The 18,409-nt window shown below is 55.0% G+C and carries 18 protein-coding genes and 1 pseudogene; 7 read left to right on the plus strand and 12 right to left on the minus strand.

Features of this window, described 5'->3' with window-relative positions; translation table 11 throughout:
* The first annotated feature begins 226 nt into the window (after positions 1-226).
* From ACWGXE_RS14550 to ACWGXE_RS14560, 3 genes are all read left to right on the plus strand, one after another.
* Complete coding sequence (locus tag ACWGXE_RS14550; protein ID WP_447598584.1) at positions 227-736, plus strand: hypothetical protein; 510 nt, start codon at positions 227-229, stop codon at positions 734-736.
* 115 nt (positions 737-851) lie between these two features.
* Positions 852-2,510, plus strand: a complete 1,659-nt coding sequence (locus ACWGXE_RS14555; RefSeq protein WP_447598586.1) for an alginate export family protein — start codon at positions 852-854, stop codon at positions 2,508-2,510.
* Positions 2,495-4,039: a sigma-54-dependent Fis family transcriptional regulator gene (locus tag ACWGXE_RS14560; protein WP_447598587.1), complete on the plus strand. Its 1,545-nt coding sequence runs from the start codon at positions 2,495-2,497 to the stop codon at positions 4,037-4,039. The genes ACWGXE_RS14555 and ACWGXE_RS14560 overlap by 16 nt, the downstream gene beginning before the upstream one ends.
* Positions 4,040-4,849: 810 nt before the next feature.
* On the opposite strand, the gene ACWGXE_RS14565 is transcribed toward ACWGXE_RS14560, so the two are convergent.
* The gene (locus ACWGXE_RS14565) at positions 4,850-5,194 is read right to left on the minus strand and encodes a hypothetical protein (RefSeq protein ID WP_447598588.1); all 345 of its coding nucleotides are present in this window, start codon (positions 5,192-5,194) and stop codon (positions 4,850-4,852) included.
* Positions 5,195-5,477: 283 nt separating this feature from the next.
* The gene (locus tag ACWGXE_RS14570) at positions 5,478-5,831 is read right to left on the minus strand and encodes a c-type cytochrome (RefSeq protein WP_447598589.1); all 354 of its coding nucleotides are present in this window, start codon (positions 5,829-5,831) and stop codon (positions 5,478-5,480) included.
* A gap of 219 nt (positions 5,832-6,050) precedes the next feature.
* Here ACWGXE_RS14570 and ACWGXE_RS14575 point away from each other — a divergent pair, with 219 nt between their 5' ends.
* Entirely contained in the window at positions 6,051-6,722 is a 672-nt protein-coding gene (locus ACWGXE_RS14575; protein WP_447598590.1) for an FKBP-type peptidyl-prolyl cis-trans isomerase, read from the plus strand.
* Positions 6,723-6,780: 58 nt separating this feature from the next.
* Here ACWGXE_RS14575 and ACWGXE_RS14580 read toward each other — a convergent pair whose 3' ends face one another.
* On the minus strand, positions 6,781-6,912 hold the full coding sequence (locus ACWGXE_RS14580; RefSeq protein WP_447598591.1) for a hypothetical protein: 132 nt from the start codon (positions 6,910-6,912) through the stop codon (positions 6,781-6,783).
* Between the two features lie 473 nt (positions 6,913-7,385).
* Between ACWGXE_RS14580 and ACWGXE_RS14585 the strand changes: the two genes are divergently transcribed.
* On the plus strand, positions 7,386-7,799 hold the full coding sequence (locus ACWGXE_RS14585; protein WP_447598592.1) for a hypothetical protein: 414 nt from the start codon (positions 7,386-7,388) through the stop codon (positions 7,797-7,799).
* A 331-nt stretch (positions 7,800-8,130) separates the two neighbouring features.
* On the opposite strand, the pseudogene ACWGXE_RS14590 reads toward ACWGXE_RS14585, so the two are convergent.
* A pseudogene (locus ACWGXE_RS14590) lies at positions 8,131-9,080 on the minus strand (type I glyceraldehyde-3-phosphate dehydrogenase).
* A gap of 261 nt (positions 9,081-9,341) precedes the next feature.
* Between ACWGXE_RS14590 and ACWGXE_RS14595 the strand changes: the two are divergent.
* Positions 9,342-10,133: a hypothetical protein gene (locus ACWGXE_RS14595; protein WP_447598593.1), complete on the plus strand. Its 792-nt coding sequence runs from the start codon at positions 9,342-9,344 to the stop codon at positions 10,131-10,133.
* Between the two features lie 320 nt (positions 10,134-10,453).
* Here ACWGXE_RS14595 and ACWGXE_RS14600 read toward each other — a convergent pair whose 3' ends face one another.
* The 4 genes from ACWGXE_RS14600 to ACWGXE_RS14615 form a co-directional block, all read right to left on the minus strand.
* Positions 10,454-10,798, minus strand: coding sequence for a hypothetical protein (locus ACWGXE_RS14600; protein WP_447598594.1), 345 nt, complete (start codon positions 10,796-10,798; stop codon positions 10,454-10,456).
* A 537-nt stretch (positions 10,799-11,335) separates the two neighbouring features.
* Positions 11,336-11,857 carry a Tgt2/MlaC family protein gene (locus ACWGXE_RS14605; RefSeq protein WP_447598595.1) on the minus strand — a complete coding sequence of 174 codons (522 nt, stop codon included), beginning with the start codon at positions 11,855-11,857 and terminating at the stop codon, positions 11,336-11,338.
* A gap of 695 nt (positions 11,858-12,552) precedes the next feature.
* Positions 12,553-12,777 carry a DUF7661 family protein gene (locus tag ACWGXE_RS14610; protein ID WP_447598596.1) on the minus strand — a complete coding sequence of 75 codons (225 nt, stop codon included), beginning with the start codon at positions 12,775-12,777 and terminating at the stop codon, positions 12,553-12,555.
* Positions 12,778-12,942: 165 nt separating this feature from the next.
* Positions 12,943-14,850, minus strand: a complete 1,908-nt coding sequence (locus ACWGXE_RS14615; RefSeq protein WP_447598598.1) for a cobalamin-dependent protein — start codon at positions 14,848-14,850, stop codon at positions 12,943-12,945.
* A 367-nt stretch (positions 14,851-15,217) separates the two neighbouring features.
* Between ACWGXE_RS14615 and ACWGXE_RS14620 the strand changes: the two genes are divergently transcribed.
* Positions 15,218-15,871 carry a Crp/Fnr family transcriptional regulator gene (locus tag ACWGXE_RS14620; RefSeq protein WP_447598599.1) on the plus strand — a complete coding sequence of 218 codons (654 nt, stop codon included), beginning with the start codon at positions 15,218-15,220 and terminating at the stop codon, positions 15,869-15,871.
* 399 nt (positions 15,872-16,270) lie between these two features.
* Here ACWGXE_RS14620 and ACWGXE_RS14625 read toward each other — a convergent pair whose 3' ends face one another.
* From ACWGXE_RS14625 to erpA, 4 genes are all read right to left on the minus strand, one after another.
* On the minus strand, positions 16,271-16,537 hold the full coding sequence (locus ACWGXE_RS14625; RefSeq protein WP_447598600.1) for a hypothetical protein: 267 nt from the start codon (positions 16,535-16,537) through the stop codon (positions 16,271-16,273).
* Between the two features lie 26 nt (positions 16,538-16,563).
* On the minus strand, positions 16,564-16,950 hold the full coding sequence (gene iscU, locus ACWGXE_RS14630; RefSeq protein WP_447598601.1) for a Fe-S cluster assembly scaffold IscU: 387 nt from the start codon (positions 16,948-16,950) through the stop codon (positions 16,564-16,566).
* Positions 16,951-16,966: 16 nt separating this feature from the next.
* On the minus strand, positions 16,967-17,857 hold the full coding sequence (locus ACWGXE_RS14635) for a thiamine pyrophosphate-dependent enzyme (RefSeq protein ID WP_447598602.1): 891 nt from the start codon (positions 17,855-17,857) through the stop codon (positions 16,967-16,969).
* Positions 17,858-18,065: 208 nt separating this feature from the next.
* Positions 18,066-18,386, minus strand: a complete 321-nt coding sequence (erpA, locus tag ACWGXE_RS14640; RefSeq protein ID WP_447598603.1) for an iron-sulfur cluster insertion protein ErpA — start codon at positions 18,384-18,386, stop codon at positions 18,066-18,068.
* Positions 18,387-18,409: the final 23 nt, after the last annotated feature.

Genomic DNA, 18,409 nt, shown 5'->3' on the forward strand with positions numbered 1-18,409 from the left:
CCGCACTCGAACCGTTGCCATTCACGGATTAACCGTTTTGTACAACGGTGAGGACCATGATGCCGGCATGGCCACTTTCACAATTCTATAATGAATTCACAATCTTACATTATTACTGGTTATGGCACGCTAGTTGCTGTGAATGACAACCAAGCAAGGCACATGTTTGTAGGCTGATTCAACGAAGTCAAAAATTAGGCCGATCGATATCTAAGGGAGGAATATCATGAAGCGTCAGATCACGTTTCTATCCACATGCGCGGCGTTGGCCGCGTCGGGCTTTTTGGGGCTCACTGCGGCCCAGGCCTTTTCCGAAACCAAACCTGTCATAGCTGAGCCGGCACTCTGGGGATCGACCACCAGCCAGAAATCCCCGGCCTGGTCGGAGGAACTTTTGGGCCAAGTCGTGACCTATCAGACGCTAGCGGAGAAAGGTGTCATCCCCGGCGACTTTGATCCGTTTCTGAAGCAACTTGGTAAGGTGCGCGAGGATCATCGCGCAGGGAATCGCCAGGCAACCTATGAAGGAGTGAACACCTTTATGGTCATGCTGGAAGCGCGTGTCGGCGGCATAGACGCGCACAGCGCAGACGCGCTCTGGGACTTCTGCTATAAGGTTACTCCTGACGAATTCCACGCCCGCGACCGGCATGTCCGAGCCAAGGGCGCCGAGGATGTGAAGAAGTATGAGAACTTCATCAGAGATATGGAGGAACGAGCCAGCATGGCGTTCTAACCGTTCGTCCTGTAGATCATCTCTGTCACAAGAACTGGAGTCGGCGCGACAGTGCCGGCTCCAGTTCTGCTTTATTCAGGACAGGCGGTTCTGAGGAAAACCCAGATGATGGCTCATGCGCCGGCCGGATAGCCCGTTCACGATCTTTTTTGTTCTTGCCACATTCGCCTGTGCTGCTTTTTGTGACCTGCGGCTACCATCGCTCCTTCAAGCCGCAGAATTGTCGACCGACTATGGGCCCATGCAGCCAGGCTATGTTCTTCCGAATGCCTGGCCACAGGAGGGTTATGAGGAGTATGACCCGCCGGCCCGGACCGTGTTCGATCTACGCAAATTTTGGATGCGGGCCGATCTCAGGGTTCGGCCTGAGTGGCGCAATGGAGTCTGTTTCGGCGGCGGAGCGCCGATGAATGGCTCCTGCAACAGCTTGGCTCCGGATGGGAGTGGAACCGGAGCCTTTCCCGGTCGCAGCGCCAGTGACTTTTATGTTCAACAGTGGGCGAGGTTGGGAGTCGGCTATGATCTCTCGCCGGACGCGAATTTCTACTTCGAGATTGAGGATTCAGCCACGTGGGGAGGAAACGGCAACCCCTTGAATGGGGGCGACGGCGGCGATCCACTGAACCATAATTGCGGATTTTCTCAGCCGGGCCAATGCCGTCTCGGCGTCCGTGCCGGCTATGTGCTCGTCCGCAATGTGGCCGGCATTCAAGGATTCAGTATCAAGGCGGGGCGTCAGTATTTGGTCCTGGGGAACCAGCGGCTCTTCGGCCACTTTGACTGGGCCAATACGGGCTATTCTCACGACGGCGTGATGTTGAGTTACGCAACCTCTTCATTCGATACAAAATTGGGATGGTTCCGGCATTCCGACACCGATCTGCCGCAGGCCGCACCATATGGAAGTGTCGGCCCGAACATTCCCACGCCGTTGCCCGGCTATGACGGCAATGCTGATGTGGACATGGTTGTTTTGTATAATCAAACACGAAGCGTTTCCGGCATGGTCATTGAGCCCTATTACGTGCTGTATCATAACCGCTTGTCGGAGCTGGCCAATCCAGGGCAATACAACCCCAAGTCTTCGTCCCAGGTTCGCCATATGATCGGTGCCAGAGCCGAGCTTCGGAAAGGGAATTGGGATTTCGTGCAGGAAATCGCCTATCAATTCGGGCGTGCAGCCGATGGCGCCGGGGACCACAACCGGGATAATCTCCGCATCAATGCCTGGGCATCGGGAACATGGTTGGGCTATACCTGGTACGACCACCGTTGGAAACCCCGCGTGGCTGCCGGATTCGACTATGCTTCAGGAGATGGTGACGCCAACTGCGTCACGCCGGGCGGCCTCGTGTCACGCAGCTGCGGAGGGAATGCCAATACGTTTGAAAATTTCTTTCCGACGAATTTTCTTCATGTCGGCTACATGCTGAACGGCGCATGGCGCAACAGTGTTCAACCGCATGTGAATTTTCAAGCCAGGCCGACGGCTCGTGATCATATCGAAATCTGGGCGTTACGGAAGTATTTGGCTAGTGCCCGTGATAACTGGTATCGAGGCTCACAGGGCCCGCTGATCTTTTCCCGTGCGGATAACACCGCCAACCATGTGGGGGACGAGATCGATGTGTCTTGGTCCCATTTTTTTGCAGACGGGAAAATATCGTTGGCCGTCATCTACGGCCACTTCTTTTCCGGCTCTTACATCCGAAATCAACTCGGAACCTCGGCCGACCAAGATTGGGGAATCGTGCAACTATGGACAAACTTTTAACCGACAACAAAGGCGCCAGCCTCAATCTCGAGACCCTGCTGGAAGTCACTAATGCGTTGAACTCTCAGCGGGATCTCGAAAGCCTGTGGCGGGTCATTGCGGATCAAATTCAAAAGGTGATTCCCTGGGATCGCGCCGGCATCACGCTCTACGAACCGGCAAACGATTCCTTTCGTTTCTATGCCGTGTTGACCAACATGGAGACCCCCGCGCTTCGTCATGATGCCGTAATCCCGCGCGACGGCAGCGCGGTCGGTTGGGTCTACTCGCATGGTCGCGTCCATGTGCGGCCCGACCTGCAGCGCGAGCAGGTTTTTCTGGAAGATGCGTACTACGTGCAGGAAGGGCTGGGACGGATGATCAATCTTCCCCTGCTCGTTCGAGAAAATTGTCTCGGCACTTTAAACATCGGCAGCGCCCAGCCCGGAGAACCAGACCCCGATGACTTGAAGTTTTTGCAGCAAGTGGCGACGCAGATCGCCTATGCCATTGATCACGTGTTGGCCTATCAGCAAATCAAGCAGCTGAGTGAAAAACTGCGCTTGGAGAACGAATATCTGGCCGAAGAAGTGAAGGCCAGTCGGAATTTGGGCTCCGTCATCGGCGAATCCCCGGCATTTCGCAAAGTCATCGAGCTGGTGAAAGCTGTCGCCCCGACTCAAACGACGGCATTGCTCTTGGGCGAAACGGGAACCGGCAAAGAGGTTCTGGCGCGGGCGATCCATGATTTGAGTCCGCGCAGCGACAAGCCGTTTATCCGGGTCAACTGCGCGGCCTTGCCGGCCGGCCTCATCGAAAGCGAACTCTTTGGTCACGAGCGGGGCGCCTTCACGGGCGCGGGCCAGCGGCGTGCGGGGCGATTTGAACTGGCAAACAAGGGCACTCTGTTTCTGGACGAGATCGGGGAGATGCCGCTGGAAGCGCAGGTCAAACTGTTGCGGGTGCTCCAGGATGGAATGGTGGACAGGGTCGGTGGTACGCAGCCGATTTCCGTCGATGTGCGATTGATTGCCGCCACCAATGCCGATCTGGCGGCCGGGGTGAGCAAAGGCCTGTTCCGGGCGGACCTATTTTATCGACTGCATATTTTTCCGATTTCGGTTCCCCCGCTCCGTGAACGCCGGCAGGACATCATCTTGCTGGCCCAACATTTTCTCAGCCGACTCGGCGTGAAAATGAATCGGCCTCAGTTGAAGTTTGACGCTCCGTCACTTCAGCGGCTCGTGGACTACAACTGGCCGGGAAACGTGCGTGAGTTACAGAATGTTATTGAACGGGCTGTCATTCTGTCTCATTCCTCCACCATCAGCGTGGACGAAGTCTTTCTTCCGGCTTCGACCGCGTCGCTCCCTCAGGAGGAACGTTCCCTCAATCTCGGCGAACTGGAACGGACCCATATTCTCAAGGTCCTGGAGCAGACAAACTGGCGGATCTATGGCACCGGCGGAGCGGCCGAACTCCTGGGGCTGAATCCGGAGACACTGCGCAGCCGGATCAGGAAGCTCGGGATACGCCGTCCCTCCCGGTAGCCGGCTGCGTGCAGTAATAGCCGTTGGACGCCTTTTCAGGGGGCGGCTCCCCTCGTGCTCTGATTGACTCCTTTTTGTTTAAATGGTAGGGTGTGAGTTCGTACGAGCCACGAGCGCTATCCTAGTCCTCGCGCATCCGAGCCATCCGGCATCCCCAGCGCGATTGGAAACCTAGTACGCTGCTCCTATGCGCCTGCCCCCTCCCCATGTGTCGTCAAGGGACTGGATCGAGGTTAGTTCGGCATTCACTGACTTTTCCGCGGGTAACCTGTCGAAAGGAGCACCATGAAAATGTCCAGCGTGTGGAGGAGAAATAAGACTGCGGCGAAAAAGAAACGCCCGGTTCACAAGCCCAAAATTTGTTGGGATACTCTGGGATTGCCCGCTACAACCCATGAATCCGCCGTTTCGATTGAGGAGATCAGGAGGCAAGTCACATCCTTGGCAAGTCGGGGATTTGGTCAAGGCACACGCTCGCGTTCAGAAGCGAAGGAGACGGGAAGCGCTCGCAGGCGACGAGGGGCGACCGAATAACTGCCCCGTGAAGGACAGCGGACGGCTCACCAAAGTATTCCAAGGAGGACGCCATCGGACGACCAGGCAAAACAACCGTCGCAAAGCGTGACCGCGAGAAGGCGAAACAACAGAAGCAACGCGAGAAAGATGCGCGGCGCGCCCAGCGCAAGGCAGAAAAGGACTCTCGCGGCCCCCGTCCCGAGGGGGAAGATCCGGATTTGGAAGGACTACACTGGGGCCCCCAGCCGCCGCTCTTTTAGCGAGCAGCCGGCCGAAGTCCAGCGGGACTCCCGCTCAGGATGACCCGATCTTGACGAATCGATCGTCAGCCAGCACCGCATGAAGTTGCTGGCTGACGTAAGACCGGTACTCCACCGCCTGCTTCGCGATCAAGACTAATCCATCCGCGTCGGTCAGGATGACCAAATCGTCCTCCACCGCCAAGGTTCGTTCCGGTTCCCCCACATTGATGCGATATTGCGTGCGCCCGTCAGGGTTGCGGCGCGACCCGGTCACCAGCTCCGTCAAACCATCGATCGTTCCGTCTCGTCCTCCTGCACCGACACGAACTTTGGTTCCGTTTGGAATTCGCACCCATTTCTTCTCTTCACGGACGGATTCACTGTTCGACTGCGTCATAACGGTATATCCTCCATTTGTGAATTGGGAAATCGCTGGTCCTTACTTAGGGCAAGGGTTATCCAACAGCGAGAACTGCAAAGACTCGGGGATCGATCGCGAAATGAATCCGGGCGAGCGCCAAGATAGCAGTCAGCACTGTTTCATGTAATGTCTTAGTATACCTGCCATCTCTTGCAGGAGAAAGCCCAATCTTCTCTCTTCACGTTCGTATCTACGGATCTCTCATCGACTCGCCGTTTCATTCCAGGAGGCGCTCTTACGTCTACAACCCGCTCGTGTCTTACTCGGCCAAGGTGCGGACATAAGCAAGGATGCTCTCTCGCTCGGATGCCGTCAGCGCAACGTCCCAGGGCGGCATGTTTGGTTTGCCATGGTTGATTGACTTCAGCAAATCCTCGTCCGTTTTCTCCTGGACTCGGGGCGAAGTAAGATCTGCGGGAGCAGGCCCCAACAACCGATACCCATCCCCCTTCCCTTTGAGGCCATGGCATCCGGCGCAGCGTGTGTGGAATATCTGCCGGCCTTCCTGTAGTGATTGCTCGCTTGATGATTCCGAAGCTTCAAGTATGCCGACGCCGAGCACCAAAAAGAACGCACATAGGCTCCTGCCTACTGCACAGACAGAGCTTCCCATAGCCGCTCCTCATGTTATGGCGATGAATGACATGTTTCTTTGTAAGTCAGTTTAGCCGAGCAGGCATCCAAGGGGAAGAGGACCACCACAGGTGTCGGCCCGAAGGTCGTGCAAATTTATCTTGTGCCCGTAGTGTAGGCTGGCCTACGTTACATCTGTGTTGCCATTACGAGGCAATCGCCCGGTCGCGGTTCAGCGACTCATGAGAAAGGATTCGTTATGCGTATCGTCGTTTCTTGTTGCTCGATTCTCCTATGGTTGATGGCATCCGGAGCATCAGCCGCTTCGGACCCCGCGTCAGACGAACAGAAAACATTCTATGCGTTGGGCATCGCGATCAGCCAATCGCTCGGCGTCTTCGGATTGAACGAATCCGAACTCGAATTCGTCAAGTCCGGTCTTTCCGACGGCGTCCTCAAACGCCCTTCAAAAGTTGAGCTCAAGACTTACGGCCCCAAGATCGAACAACTGGAGAAGACCCGGACCGCAGCGCTCGCCGAGGGAGAGAAGAAGGCCGGAGCGACTTTCTTGGCTAAAGCAGCCGCCGAATCAGGTGCGACAAAAACAGAGTCGGGCGCCATCCTGACGACGATCAAGGAGGGGAAGGGTGCAAATCCAAAGGCGACCGATACGGTAAAGGTTCACTACCACGGCACCCTGCTCGACGGCACGGTGTTCGACAGTTCCGTCAAGCGGGGCGAACCGGCAACTTTCCCGCTCAATCAAGTCATCAAGTGCTGGACCGAGGGCGTGCAAAAAATCAAAGTCGGAGGCAAGAGCCGGTTGGTGTGTCCGTCGAATTTGGCCTATGGAGACCGCGGCTCACCACCGACGATTAAGCCGGGTGCAACTCTGGTATTCGAAGTGGAACTGCTCGACATCGTGAAATAGGGATGTAAGAGCCGGTCCCGCGCATGCGCGGGACCGGCCTTTTTCCATGCAACCATAGTTACTGAGCCGGTAACGAGACATAGAACAGGACCGGAATGATAATAGCTCCCGCCCAGGTGAGCCACTTAGTATGGAAGGTGTCATGCAATCCGTAGATCAGCACAAATGCCATGAGGCTGTAATATAACATCGCATTGCCCCCGGGAATATCCGCTGACTCCCTCAGCCCACGCAACCGCCGGAAGCACTCCCGTTAGAAGCCCGAGTAAGATGGCAAGATAGCGTTTCATACGCGCACCTCCTTGTAGACATAGGGAACGATGCTACGTGGCCGATGCATCCGTTGAAATAAAAAACGCCTCCGGGGCAAACCCCGAAGGCGCATATACTGAACCATCACTATCCTGAGCGGAGGTTACCCCGGTTCCATGGCATCCTCCTGAATCAACCTTCTTCACTAGACCTTTTTGCCGGCCTTGTCAAGTTTCACCTTGCGGCTGCATGATGACTTATAGTACGGTGACACCTTTAGTTCACTGACATAGTGACACACCAGCCATGTTGTAACCCCGCCCAGAAGAAATTTTCCGGCCCACGACCTGAGCCTTGCCCAATCACCTGTTCCAGGTATGCGTCTTGGTCCATAGGAATGGAGCGCAAGTAATGATCAGTACCTACGATTTAGTTTTATTAGGCTTTCTTATCTCGCTCGGAGGAATCGGTTTTTTGTTCCGGGCATACCGGCGGCAATCAATCAATTCAAGACGCCATACCACCTTCGATAACATGCAGAAGGTCAGTGAAGACTCTCATGGCGATCATCATAGAGCAGAGTTCACGGCCGGTGTCCGTTGGCTGACTCTCGGAGCCTTGACCCTCTTGATCGGATATACTCGCGGAGCGGAATCAGGATATATCTTCGGCTTCTGGACCGATATTTTATTCCATGTCGGACTGCTGTCGGTCTGTTGGCTAGCGACTTTCTACCGGCTCAAGTACGTGCCCGGGAGAAGAAAACCTCTAGCCCAACCCCTTCCTACCAACATCACTACGGGACGCTTGGAAACCACCGGCTGATCTAGATCAGCGCCAATCCATGAGCGCGCGAACGAAAGCCGACCGATTGTGCCGCTGCGGACACAATAAACGTCAGCATCGTGTTGTAGCCGGCGCTCGAGGACTATGCCGGGACTGTCCCTGTCAACAATACCAACCTCGACAGAAACGAGCCCACGGTCGCCGTGCTCCATCGAAACAGCGCGGCCATCGAGGGTTGGGCCCCCGCCGCTAAGCGACGCTTACCAGACAGAACTGTTACACCGGAAACAATTGACCGCTTGCTCACAGAGAATGTTGCACAGGAAATGCGGCTTCACGGAGAGAACGGCTATCACTGGACGCCTTCGACTTAGGACACCCCGATTCTCACGGCTTCCCGAATCATCTGAGACGTATATCCCCACTCATTATCGTACCAGCTCATCACTTTAACGAGGTTCCCGTCCACCACCTGGGTCAACTGCAGATCCACGATCGACGCGCGTGGGTCCTGAATAATGTCCGAGGAGACGAGCGGCTCCTCTGTCACGCCGAGCACGCCTCGGTACCGGTCGCTCCCTGCCTCTTCCGCAAAGATCATGTTGACTTCATCAACCGTGGTGCGCCGGCTCGTGAGGAACACGAGATCCGCGAGGGAGCCGATCGCCAGCGGAACGCGAACGGCGAGGCCATCGAACTTGCCCGCGTACTGCGGCAGGGCTTTGGTCGTCGCAATGGCGGCGCCGGTCGAAGAAGGAATCACATCGCCGCGGCAGCCCGGCCCCGCCGTCGTTTCCTATTCGGCCGATCGACAGTCGCCTGGGTGGCGGTATAGGCATGCACCGTGGTCATGATGGCCTTCTCGACCCCGATTCTTCTTCCCATGACCTCCACTACAGGGGCAATGCAGTCGTGGTGCAACTGGCGCAGGAGATGATCCCTGTCGTCGGTCCGTTTGCCGTGTTCACCCGATGGACCATGGTCGCAATCTCCGGGCCTTTGGCGGATGACGGTCTTGGCGCCCGCCGCCAGGTGACGTTCCAAATCCGCCTGCTGGTTAAACATCCCCGTGCATTCCAGCACGATGTCGATCTCCAGTTTCTTCCAGGGTAACCTACCCGGATCTTTCTCTTTGAACACAGGATAGGTTGTCTCCTTGATCTTCAGGCCAGCGGGGACCGGTACGACCTTCTCATGGTAGCGCCCATAGACCGTATCGTAGTTCAACAAGTACGCAAGATCGTCGGCATCATTCAAGTCGTTGACCGCTCGAAGCGCCAACTCTGGTGTCTCAAGGATAATTTTGAAGGCTGCCTGCATTCAGGCACTTGCGACATGGAACAATCGCACACTGATGATGAATGACCAGAGAAAACCATTCTCGAAAGTGCGAAGCCGCACATGGTGTACAGTGCGAGCCCCGGGTTTTCCGGTCGGCCGCATGACCGACGATGTGATTAATCCGCTGTAGGCCATGGTACAGCAGTTGCTTAAGCGTTCTGATCATCGGCTCACGGCGTTGCGCTGCGGCAGTCTTTATCATTTCTGTTATCACACCACCGAATGAGAAAGGAAAGCGACATGACGCACAAGGCCTTATGGCGACTCACGCTCCTCACGATGTGGGCAATCACCGCGACATCCCTGACTTATGCTGCGGCTGAGTCAGGAGGAACCGCCCCCCAGCTCCTTTCCGGAGACCGCGTGCTGCTTGGCATCGTGGAAGACGTTAGAAGCGACCAGGCACGAATCGGTACCGGAGAGGTGCAGCCGCGGTTCATCCCCATGGGCGTGCGAAAAGAGAAGGCATTGCCTGAACTCAAGACAGGAGATCTGGTCGAGATTACGGTCAATGATCAAAATCTGCTGGTCGACGTACATCTGGCAGGCGAATCCGGCCACCATCATGTCGTGGTAGGGCAAATCGCCGAGCCGTTGGAGACCGGTCTCGATAAGGCAGTCATTCGCACCCCGGATGGCAAAGAACAATCTCACGCAGTGCGACCAGTCGCCAGAAGCAAAGTGGGCTCCGTTCCTGTGGGAGCTGACGTCCTTTTCCTCATCGATGAGTTGGATAAGATCGTTGATGTGACGTTCGGCAGCACGGAAGCCGTTCGGCGCGCCGCCGAACTGTCGCTAAAAAAGAGTCCCATAAAGGGCAACCTTGCGAGAGTGACGGGCATTATCGTGAAGCCGTTGAAGAACAACAGGATTGTCATTCAAACCGAAAACGGCAAGGAACGCTCGTATGAGGTGCGGCCGCTCATACAGGAACGGCTGGGAACGTTGGTTAAAGACGATGCAGCGGTGCTCTTCGTGGATGAAGAAAATAAAGTGACGGACGTCTCATTCGTGCCGGACCAACGAAAGTAACACAAGTCCACATATGAGGACCGGCCTCAGCAGCCTGAGGCCAGCCACTCGCGTGACTTCGTGCGTTCCCGCAGTCCGGCGTTTGGACTGGTCCTTCAGGCCGGTCCTTATAGACACCGTGCTCCATCGAAACAGGGCGGCCATCAATGGTTGGGCCCCGCCGCAAAGCGATGGGCTTTTCAGAAGTCTGTTTTCAGCAGGAACTTGGTGATAAGCGAAGGCGCGCGAAAGTATAGCGCGCAGAACCGAACAAGTATGTCCAATGGCTTGCAAACAAAGTCAAAAGAATGCCGGGCCCGAGACGAGTCTGTACTTTGTCTTTATCGCCATTTGCGATGTCGTTCACTGACATGCTCGACGCCGTCCGTTTTCTCAATCTCCCAGGGCACTTCCAATGGAACCTGGACAATTTTCAATGACGCCGCATGGCCATTGGCGTCAATCCCAAGCTCTTTCACGACCTGTACGAGGTTGACATCGTCCCTCGGCACCAGTTGCCCGCACCGGTTAAGACTCGGTTCATTCAATGGAGCCGCTTGCGGCCAGTAAGCTCCTTTGTCCGGTTCTCGCAGGGCCTCTGCTTGCCCCAGTTCTCGTAATCTCAAAAACGCCTTATGGCTGACGCAAAACTCTCCATAACTGGTATTAATGACGATCGATCTCATAATTGCAAATCCTTCCTTATCGGTCAGTCGTCGCTTATTGCCGTATGGACGCCTCCTTAACCATGTCGTTGTCGGCTTTCCTTCGACAGCCTAGCGTAGTCATAGATAAATACGTAAAGCGTCGCAGCGATTGTCAGTCCACCAAGACAAACAGCGGCGATCGTGAGCATGTCGTGAGGGAACCAAGGGGCCAGCACGCCAATCTTTACCATGAGTCTTCCTTTCATCGCGGTGGAATCCCACACCGTTTAGCCTTTGTCTTCGGCATAGGATGCCCACATTGCGGCGGCCCATGTGAAAAGCAATAGTCCGATCAGACTTAAAATTGGGTACATGTCTCTCACCCCTCACGAGTTGTAGAAGCAGAAATGTAGACTTTCGGGAGACGACCTCCTATCGGCGTCCGAAACGTTGCCCGTTATGTGACGGCACCGCGTCCCCAAACTTCGATGCATAGGAGCGACGGTGACTCGGGAATCGCGCGCGGCCGAAAGAGCACCCGGCGCGGCCCCTCGTGAAATTGAATGCAGCAAATCATTACGGACCGCTCCCTTCAAACATCTTCACCATCAACGTTCTCTGCTTCATTTTATCGATCAATCCGGCATACGAGATCTCTCGCATAACGGCCGAGAACTGCGCATGGTAGTTGTTGACAATGCTCGCTCCATCGACCACGACGTCATACAGCGGCCATCGTCCGGCCTGGTTTTTTAGACGAAACTCGACCGTTGTGTCGATTTTGTGACCCCATAATTTTGTGTCGACCTTCGCACAACCCTGGTCTCGCTCTTCCGAAAGGTAGGTCATTTGTTCATCGGAGTATTGAAACAGCCGGTTCGCGAGCGCATCACGCAGCATTTGTACAAATAGACCGACAAACTCGTCCCGTTGGGTGTTGTCCAATCCCATCCATGTATCGCCAAGACTGCGTTTTGCCATTTCATCATAGCTGACATGGCGCCTAATGATCTGTTCGATATCCCATCGTTGGTCCCACCGGTTCTGCTCGGATTGTCCTTTCACGATGTTGAACAACTCGGTAACCGTCGTCTTCACAGCTTGCAACGGGGAACCGCTTTCAGTCGCACGCGTAAGAGAAGCCGTCGCCAGTGTAGCGGCAAGCACGCCGATGAATAGGATCCGACAGCCGATGGGTCTCGAATCAATGCCACAGCTTAGGTGGCACTCCGGCGCGGCACATGGTATGAAGCGTGGATTCTGCTTCATGATGTACTCCTTGGTTTACCGGCTTGTGTGTACCGATCATTCGTCGCCCGTTGTCCTTTGCATAGCCATCGCTGTACGGATCGCATATTTTCGCCGTAACTCCCGCACAACAACTTTCTGCGGCTGAAGGGCACCGCCATGGCCCGAGGCTTTCTTTTTGCGCATGTTACAATCCACCAGCCCCCCACAGTTGACACAACGCAAGGTCCCGCTCTCCCCCTGCATGCATTCTAAAAGCCGGATGGGCATCAAAAAGCATAAGGCCACTGCATCGTCGGCCACCGCATCGCATGCCTCCCGTTCCAGCCAACACAAAATGACCAGCGTCTCATTGCACTTCAATCTTCGGTCATCATCCGATTAAACAAAACCGAAGAGAACCCCATCTCCGAAGCACTCGTTATATCTGAGGTCATGCTACCTCATGAGCGAATGATAAGCTGAGCAATATTGCTCAACCTCAAGCCAATGCGAGTAACAAGAAGAGCTATTATGGGGATTCACTGGTGTTCGGACGGGGCCTGTTAATCAATCCTGCGGACACGCGAGCGTATCGGCGTCGCGTATTGGTGAAACAGGTCGTCCAAGAATGAAAGCAATTGGTCCTCGGACAGGTCCGGCGGAACGATAGCTCCCCCGAAACGACGCTGCTTCCCTTCATTGCCTATCTCGAACAACTCCCAGCCGCTATGAGCCCGCATGGCTTGAATCCGCTTTCCGAATACATCAAACACAATGGGCTTGAACATAGTGCTATCGCTTTCTGTTGATGACAGGACCAAATCCCACTTTTTCATTGAGCTGGGCGCCACCGCCGATCACATCCGATCCACTGACTGGGCGGCTTCTAACCTATGAAAGCGGTACCCATAGGCAAACTCGTTAGGCTCGATCAATCGGGCAAGCTGCGACCATTATGCCTCTGATACTTCATTCGGCATGGAAGTTTTATTGATCGCGAGCTGATGTACCGACTGGTCGAACGCAGCCTTGAACTTCCGGTATTGGAGTTTCCCATAAGGGATGAGCGCTTTGAGCGCGTCGCCGTCCATCAATACTTTCAGGGCATCGGGAGTCGCGTGTTTCACATGTTCAAAATCGATAATGATGTCGAGCCCCGCTTTTTCGGCCGCTACGCTGAGTCGTGCCAACAGTTCCGCTGCATTTAACCGGTCCAGTGTGCCGTCAAGTTTCACCAGCAGTGCCGTAAACTTGTCGTATCGCTTGGCCGTTATGCTCAGCCATGGCGCATGGCTTGGAGCCGCCTGCTGGACCCCTGTCTGCACAAACGCATGCAGCGCATTGGGAATCAGATGATCGGTCTCCGATGAGGGCAAGGTGGCCTGTAAGGTTTTGAGGACCGAGGCGACCGGTGACAAAGTGCCGCGGGGACAGGATCGCTTAACCAGCTTTCGAAATTCTCGATTCATTTCCCAACGGGGGATGAAGCGCTGATTGGTGCCGGACAAACGTTTCCAAATTGAGCGGATCGAATACAATTGATGATTGGCCCAGTAGAATCCTTCCTGCAATTGCTCCGGAGTCATGCGGCTGGGATAGAACACGACATGTTTGCCGTCGTATTTCGCCCAGTCTCGATCAAAGATGCGTCCCGTTCGATTGTATCGCTCGTACAGCGTCGTCCCCGGAAGCGGAGTCAGCACGTTGAAATAGGCGAGTTCAACCCGGTTTTTATTGAGAAACTCGACGGCGCGCTCGAAGACCGATTCATCGTCATGGTCGAACCCGAACACAATGCCGGGATTAACCATGATTCCGTGGTCGTGAAACATCTTGATCTCGTCCGAGAACTTCTGCACACGGTTGAAGGACTTATTGGTTTCGTCCAGCGCATGCTCATCGAGCGATTCCATTCCCACAAAGACCGACACACAGCCGCTCTCGGCCGCCAGAGCGACCATGTCAGGATCATCACCGAGGAACATAGTTGCCTGGCAGCCCCACTTGATCTTGAGTGGCTTCAAGGCAGCCCATAACTCCCGGCAGTAAGCCCGGTTGCTGTTATGCAAATCATCGACGAACGCGAAGATCGTACCGTCTTCAATGCCCAGCCTGATGCGAAGCCCTGTGACAAGCGCTTGCGCGAGCGATCCTTTGGCCATGCGTTCCACGAGTTCGCTTCGAATCCATTGTTGAATCTGAGTCAACTCTGTAACAACCTCGTCGACCGGGCGCCGTCTCGTCATCTTTCCATTGAATGGAGACACACTGCAGAACTCGCACTCGAAATGGCACCCCCGCGTGGTAAAACTGCATTGCCGGGTCATGTACGCATCGGGGCTGAGCAGCTGGACGCGCGGGCTCTTGTAGTGATTCAGATCGGGAAAACGGCTCATGGCATAGATCCGCTTCATCGTTCCGGTTTCAAAATCAGAAAGCAATTCCGGCCATAGATCTTCGGCTTCTCCGCAGACCACCGCATCGCAATATTCCAATGCCTCGTCACGACAATAGGTAGGGTGCACACCGCCCAGCACGACCGTTTTCCCGCGCCTCCGAAATTCTGTGGCAATCTCATACGCCCGCGGCGCATAACACGTCATGACCGAAAGCCCGACAAGATCACAGGGTGCATCGAAGTCAACATCCTTGACCGCTTCATCTACGAGCTCGATGTCCCACGGTTTAGGCGTGTAGGCCGCGATGACGGGAAGGCTGAGTTTAGGAAACCAGACCGCGCGCCGTTCCGATGCCGTTAGGTAATAGGGATTACTCCTCGGGTACGGATCCACCAATAATAAGCGTCGTGATCGGGAATCTTCGATGCATAGAGATGGCTTCGCAGGTTTAATGAGATCCATCGTTCTCCTCGCAGATCATCAAGAGTGCCCATGCAGCTCGCCCCTTGAGTCACCGCCAGCGGCCGGTGACAAGACAATTCCGCCGCACGGATCTGTTATATGCGCGACACAGGCAAGGGGCAAATCGCCAAGCCTGGGCTTTTCCGATCATGCGTCCCAGTGTGGCTTGAAAACTCTTCGCCGTCTGGTCAAAATAGCTCATCAGCCCTTTACGAAGTGTCGCGCTGGCGCCTTGGGTCGCGCTGGCACCTTGGATAGAACCACTACAAGATGTATAATGGCTTCGCCTTAGTCGGCGACTTCTAGAAGGATTGTCCTGCCGTGCCTGGCAGGCATCCTTGTGCTGCCCAAAATACAGGAACTCTCCATGCCACAAAAACCACGGCAGCTGTTCACTCCCGAAACCTTCCTGGCAAAAATCGGTGATGGAAAGACTATTCTAGCCTCCAGGAAAAAACAGCGGATCTTCTCGCAAGGCGATCAGGCCGATGCCGTCTTTTACATCCAGGCCGGCAAAGTGAAGCTGACGGTTGTCTCCAAGCAGGGGAGAGAAGCGGTCATTGCAATGCTGGGAACCGGAAGCTTTTTCGGCGAATCATGTCTCATCGGTCAGGCGCTCCGTCTCTCCACCGCCACCGCCCTTGAAGCATCCAGCATCCTGCGCATCCCTAAAGAGACGATGCTTCAGGTGCTCAGCGAGGAACCGAGCTTTTCCAGATTTTTTACGAGCTACGTCTTGACTCACAGCATGCGCGTCGAAGAGGACCTCGTGGATCAACTTTTTAATTCCAGTGAAAAGCGATTGGCGCGCGCGCTACTCTTGCTCGCACGGTTTGGAAAGGAAGGCCAACGGGAATCATCTATTCCTAATGTCAGCCAGGAGACGCTCGCGGAAATGATTGGGACCACTCGGTCCCGCGTCAGTTTCTTTATGAACAAGTTCCGTAAGCTCGGCTTTATCAGTTACAATGGAACCTTGAGCGTGCACAGTTCGCTCCTCAATATCGTCCTCCACGATTAGCGGGCCCTGCCTACACAACACGACCGTCACGAAGCTCGTAAACGAATTGGATTATGTGAGTTCGCCCGCCGACAGCAGCCCGTCAACATCCGCCTCGTTGCACGTAAGATCGTTTCCCGTCAGATTAGGTGATCCAGCGTTGACCCGTTTGACTTTGGGTCGTGGCGCTGGTCGAATATTGTCTTCTTCCGACGTTGCGAGCGTGTCCATAGTCCTCTCCCTTCGTGAAGTGTCACATTAATCGCGACGGCGCGCGCACAATCCAAATCCATTCGCCGCCGCGTCCTGTTCTAGGATAGTCTCTGTCGCTATTCGGTTCTTTGACACCCCAGGGCTCGTCTCCTCGATAGAGTCGCTCCGGCGGCTCACAAACGGCGCGAACAAATGTATCTGCGCGTTTTAGCCCTGGCAGGGAATGTTGGCGTCGATGCCGGCATAAATTTCAAAGAAGGCATCAACACTTTCAAGCAACTGCGCTTTAATTTCATCGGCCGTGCCGTTGATGACATGCAATGCCATGCTTCCTTCCACTCCGCCCGGGAGTGTGACCTGCACCTGTGGGTGGGTCATGTCATCAACCGTGCCCTTCTCCAAACGCATGCCATAGTTGAGCGAAAATTTAGACTTCTCGAGTTTGTTATCGTTATCATGTTGAGCATTTGCCATGATTTCCTCTTTGCCATGGTTCATTTTCAGATGTGCAAAGCCGAGCGCCGCTTAAAGTCGGCCACGGCGGCTTTAATCGCGTCCTCGGCCAGCACGGAGCAGTGAATCTTGACCGGCGGGAGGTTCAATTCCTGCACGATGTCGGTATTTTTAATCATGCCCGCTTCCTCGACCGTTTTGCCCTTCAGCCATTCCGTGGACAGGCTCGAACTGGCAATCGCCGATCCGCAACCGAATGTCTTAAACTTCGCATCCACAATGGTGCCTTCCTGCACCTTGATCTGCAGTTTCATGACGTCGCCGCACTCCGGAGCGCCGACGACGCCGGTGCCCCCGCCGAGTTCATCTTTCTGAAAGCTCCCCATGTTCCGCGGGTTGCTGAAATGATCCACGACTTTCTCGCTGTAAGCCATGCTTTCTCCTTACGTGTCATGCCTTCGTGACGGCCGTAGCCGGCTGCGGGGGAAGCCCCTTGTAGCCGTATCGCTCGGCCAAATACTCCTTGGCGTCCTCGCTCATATACTCGGAAAATTTATACCGGTCGTCCTCGACGGCCTTCGCATCTTCCATGACCTTATCGGTCGGGATCGCATACTCGATATTGCACGAGGTATAGGCCTGCACATAGGTCGGGCCGATCTCGCGGGCAATTAGGACGGCCTTTTTGATGACGCTTTCCACCCGGCGTGGATTATTCGGCACGACGGTCGCGACATAGGCGCAGCCGGCGATTTTGGCCATGCCGACCATGTCCATTTTGTCGAATTTCTTTCCCAGCGGCGCCATCTTCAGCACCGCTCCTCTCGTCGTCATACCGCTTTCCTGGCCGCCCGTATTGCCGTACACCTCGTTATCCAGCATGATGGTGGTGAATTTTTCCCGGCGGAACCACGAATGCAGCGTACACGAAAATCCGATATCTGCCATGCCGCCGTCGCCGGCCATCACGACCACATCTTTTGGTCGGTCGCCGAAGCGTAGCCGCAAGGCGCGCGAAAGTCCGGTCGCCACGCCGTTCTGGTCGCCGTAATTGCCATAGACAAAGGGAATGGCCGCTTGCGAAATCGCCAGCCGGCCGCACCCGGCCGTTCCTACCGTAATAGTGTCTTCCGGATTCGGAAATGCGATGACCGCCAACCGGATTAACAAGGTCATGGCGCAGCCGGCGCACATGGGGTGCTCTTCCATGATTTCTTTGAAGCTGCCCATCTGAGACACCGTGGTTTTTTTTCCGAACGGTCCATTTGCCACCATGTCCCGATACTCTTTCGGCATGAACCGCTCGAACCCTGGAGTAAACTTCACATAATCAAGACTCATCGTAACTCTCCTTTAAGGCGGCAGGTGTGTGAGCTGGGCTGAATGCATTGACCAACAGGCCGGGAGACATCAGGTTTGCTTTATCGGGACAGCACGAATGCCAGTAGAAACGCGGCTGACATCCCGATCACAAACAACAAGACTGTGAGTTCCGGCGCCATGTCACGGATGAAACTCATTGCTCTCTCCTGGTATCGAAACGCAACAGTCACGCACTAAACGAACTGCCGCATCCGCAGGTGGTTTTCGCCTGCGGATTTTTGATCGCAAAGCCCGAGCCTTGCAGGGTGTCTACATAGTCCACGTCGACGCCCGCTAACAGGGGAGCGCTTTGCGAATCCATAATGATTTTGACGTTCCCTTTTTCGAGCACGGTGTCGTCCTCGCTCAACTTTGACTCAAACGCCATTCCATACTGGTACCCATGACAGCCCCCGCCTTTGACGAAGACTCGTAGCCCGATCGTGTCTGGTTCCTCCTGCATGAGCTCGCTAATTTTCTCTTCAGCCGCCGATGTCATTGTGATCATGCTGTCCTCTTTTCTAATCAATT

The organism is Nitrospira sp. Nam80, from assembly GCF_965152575.1.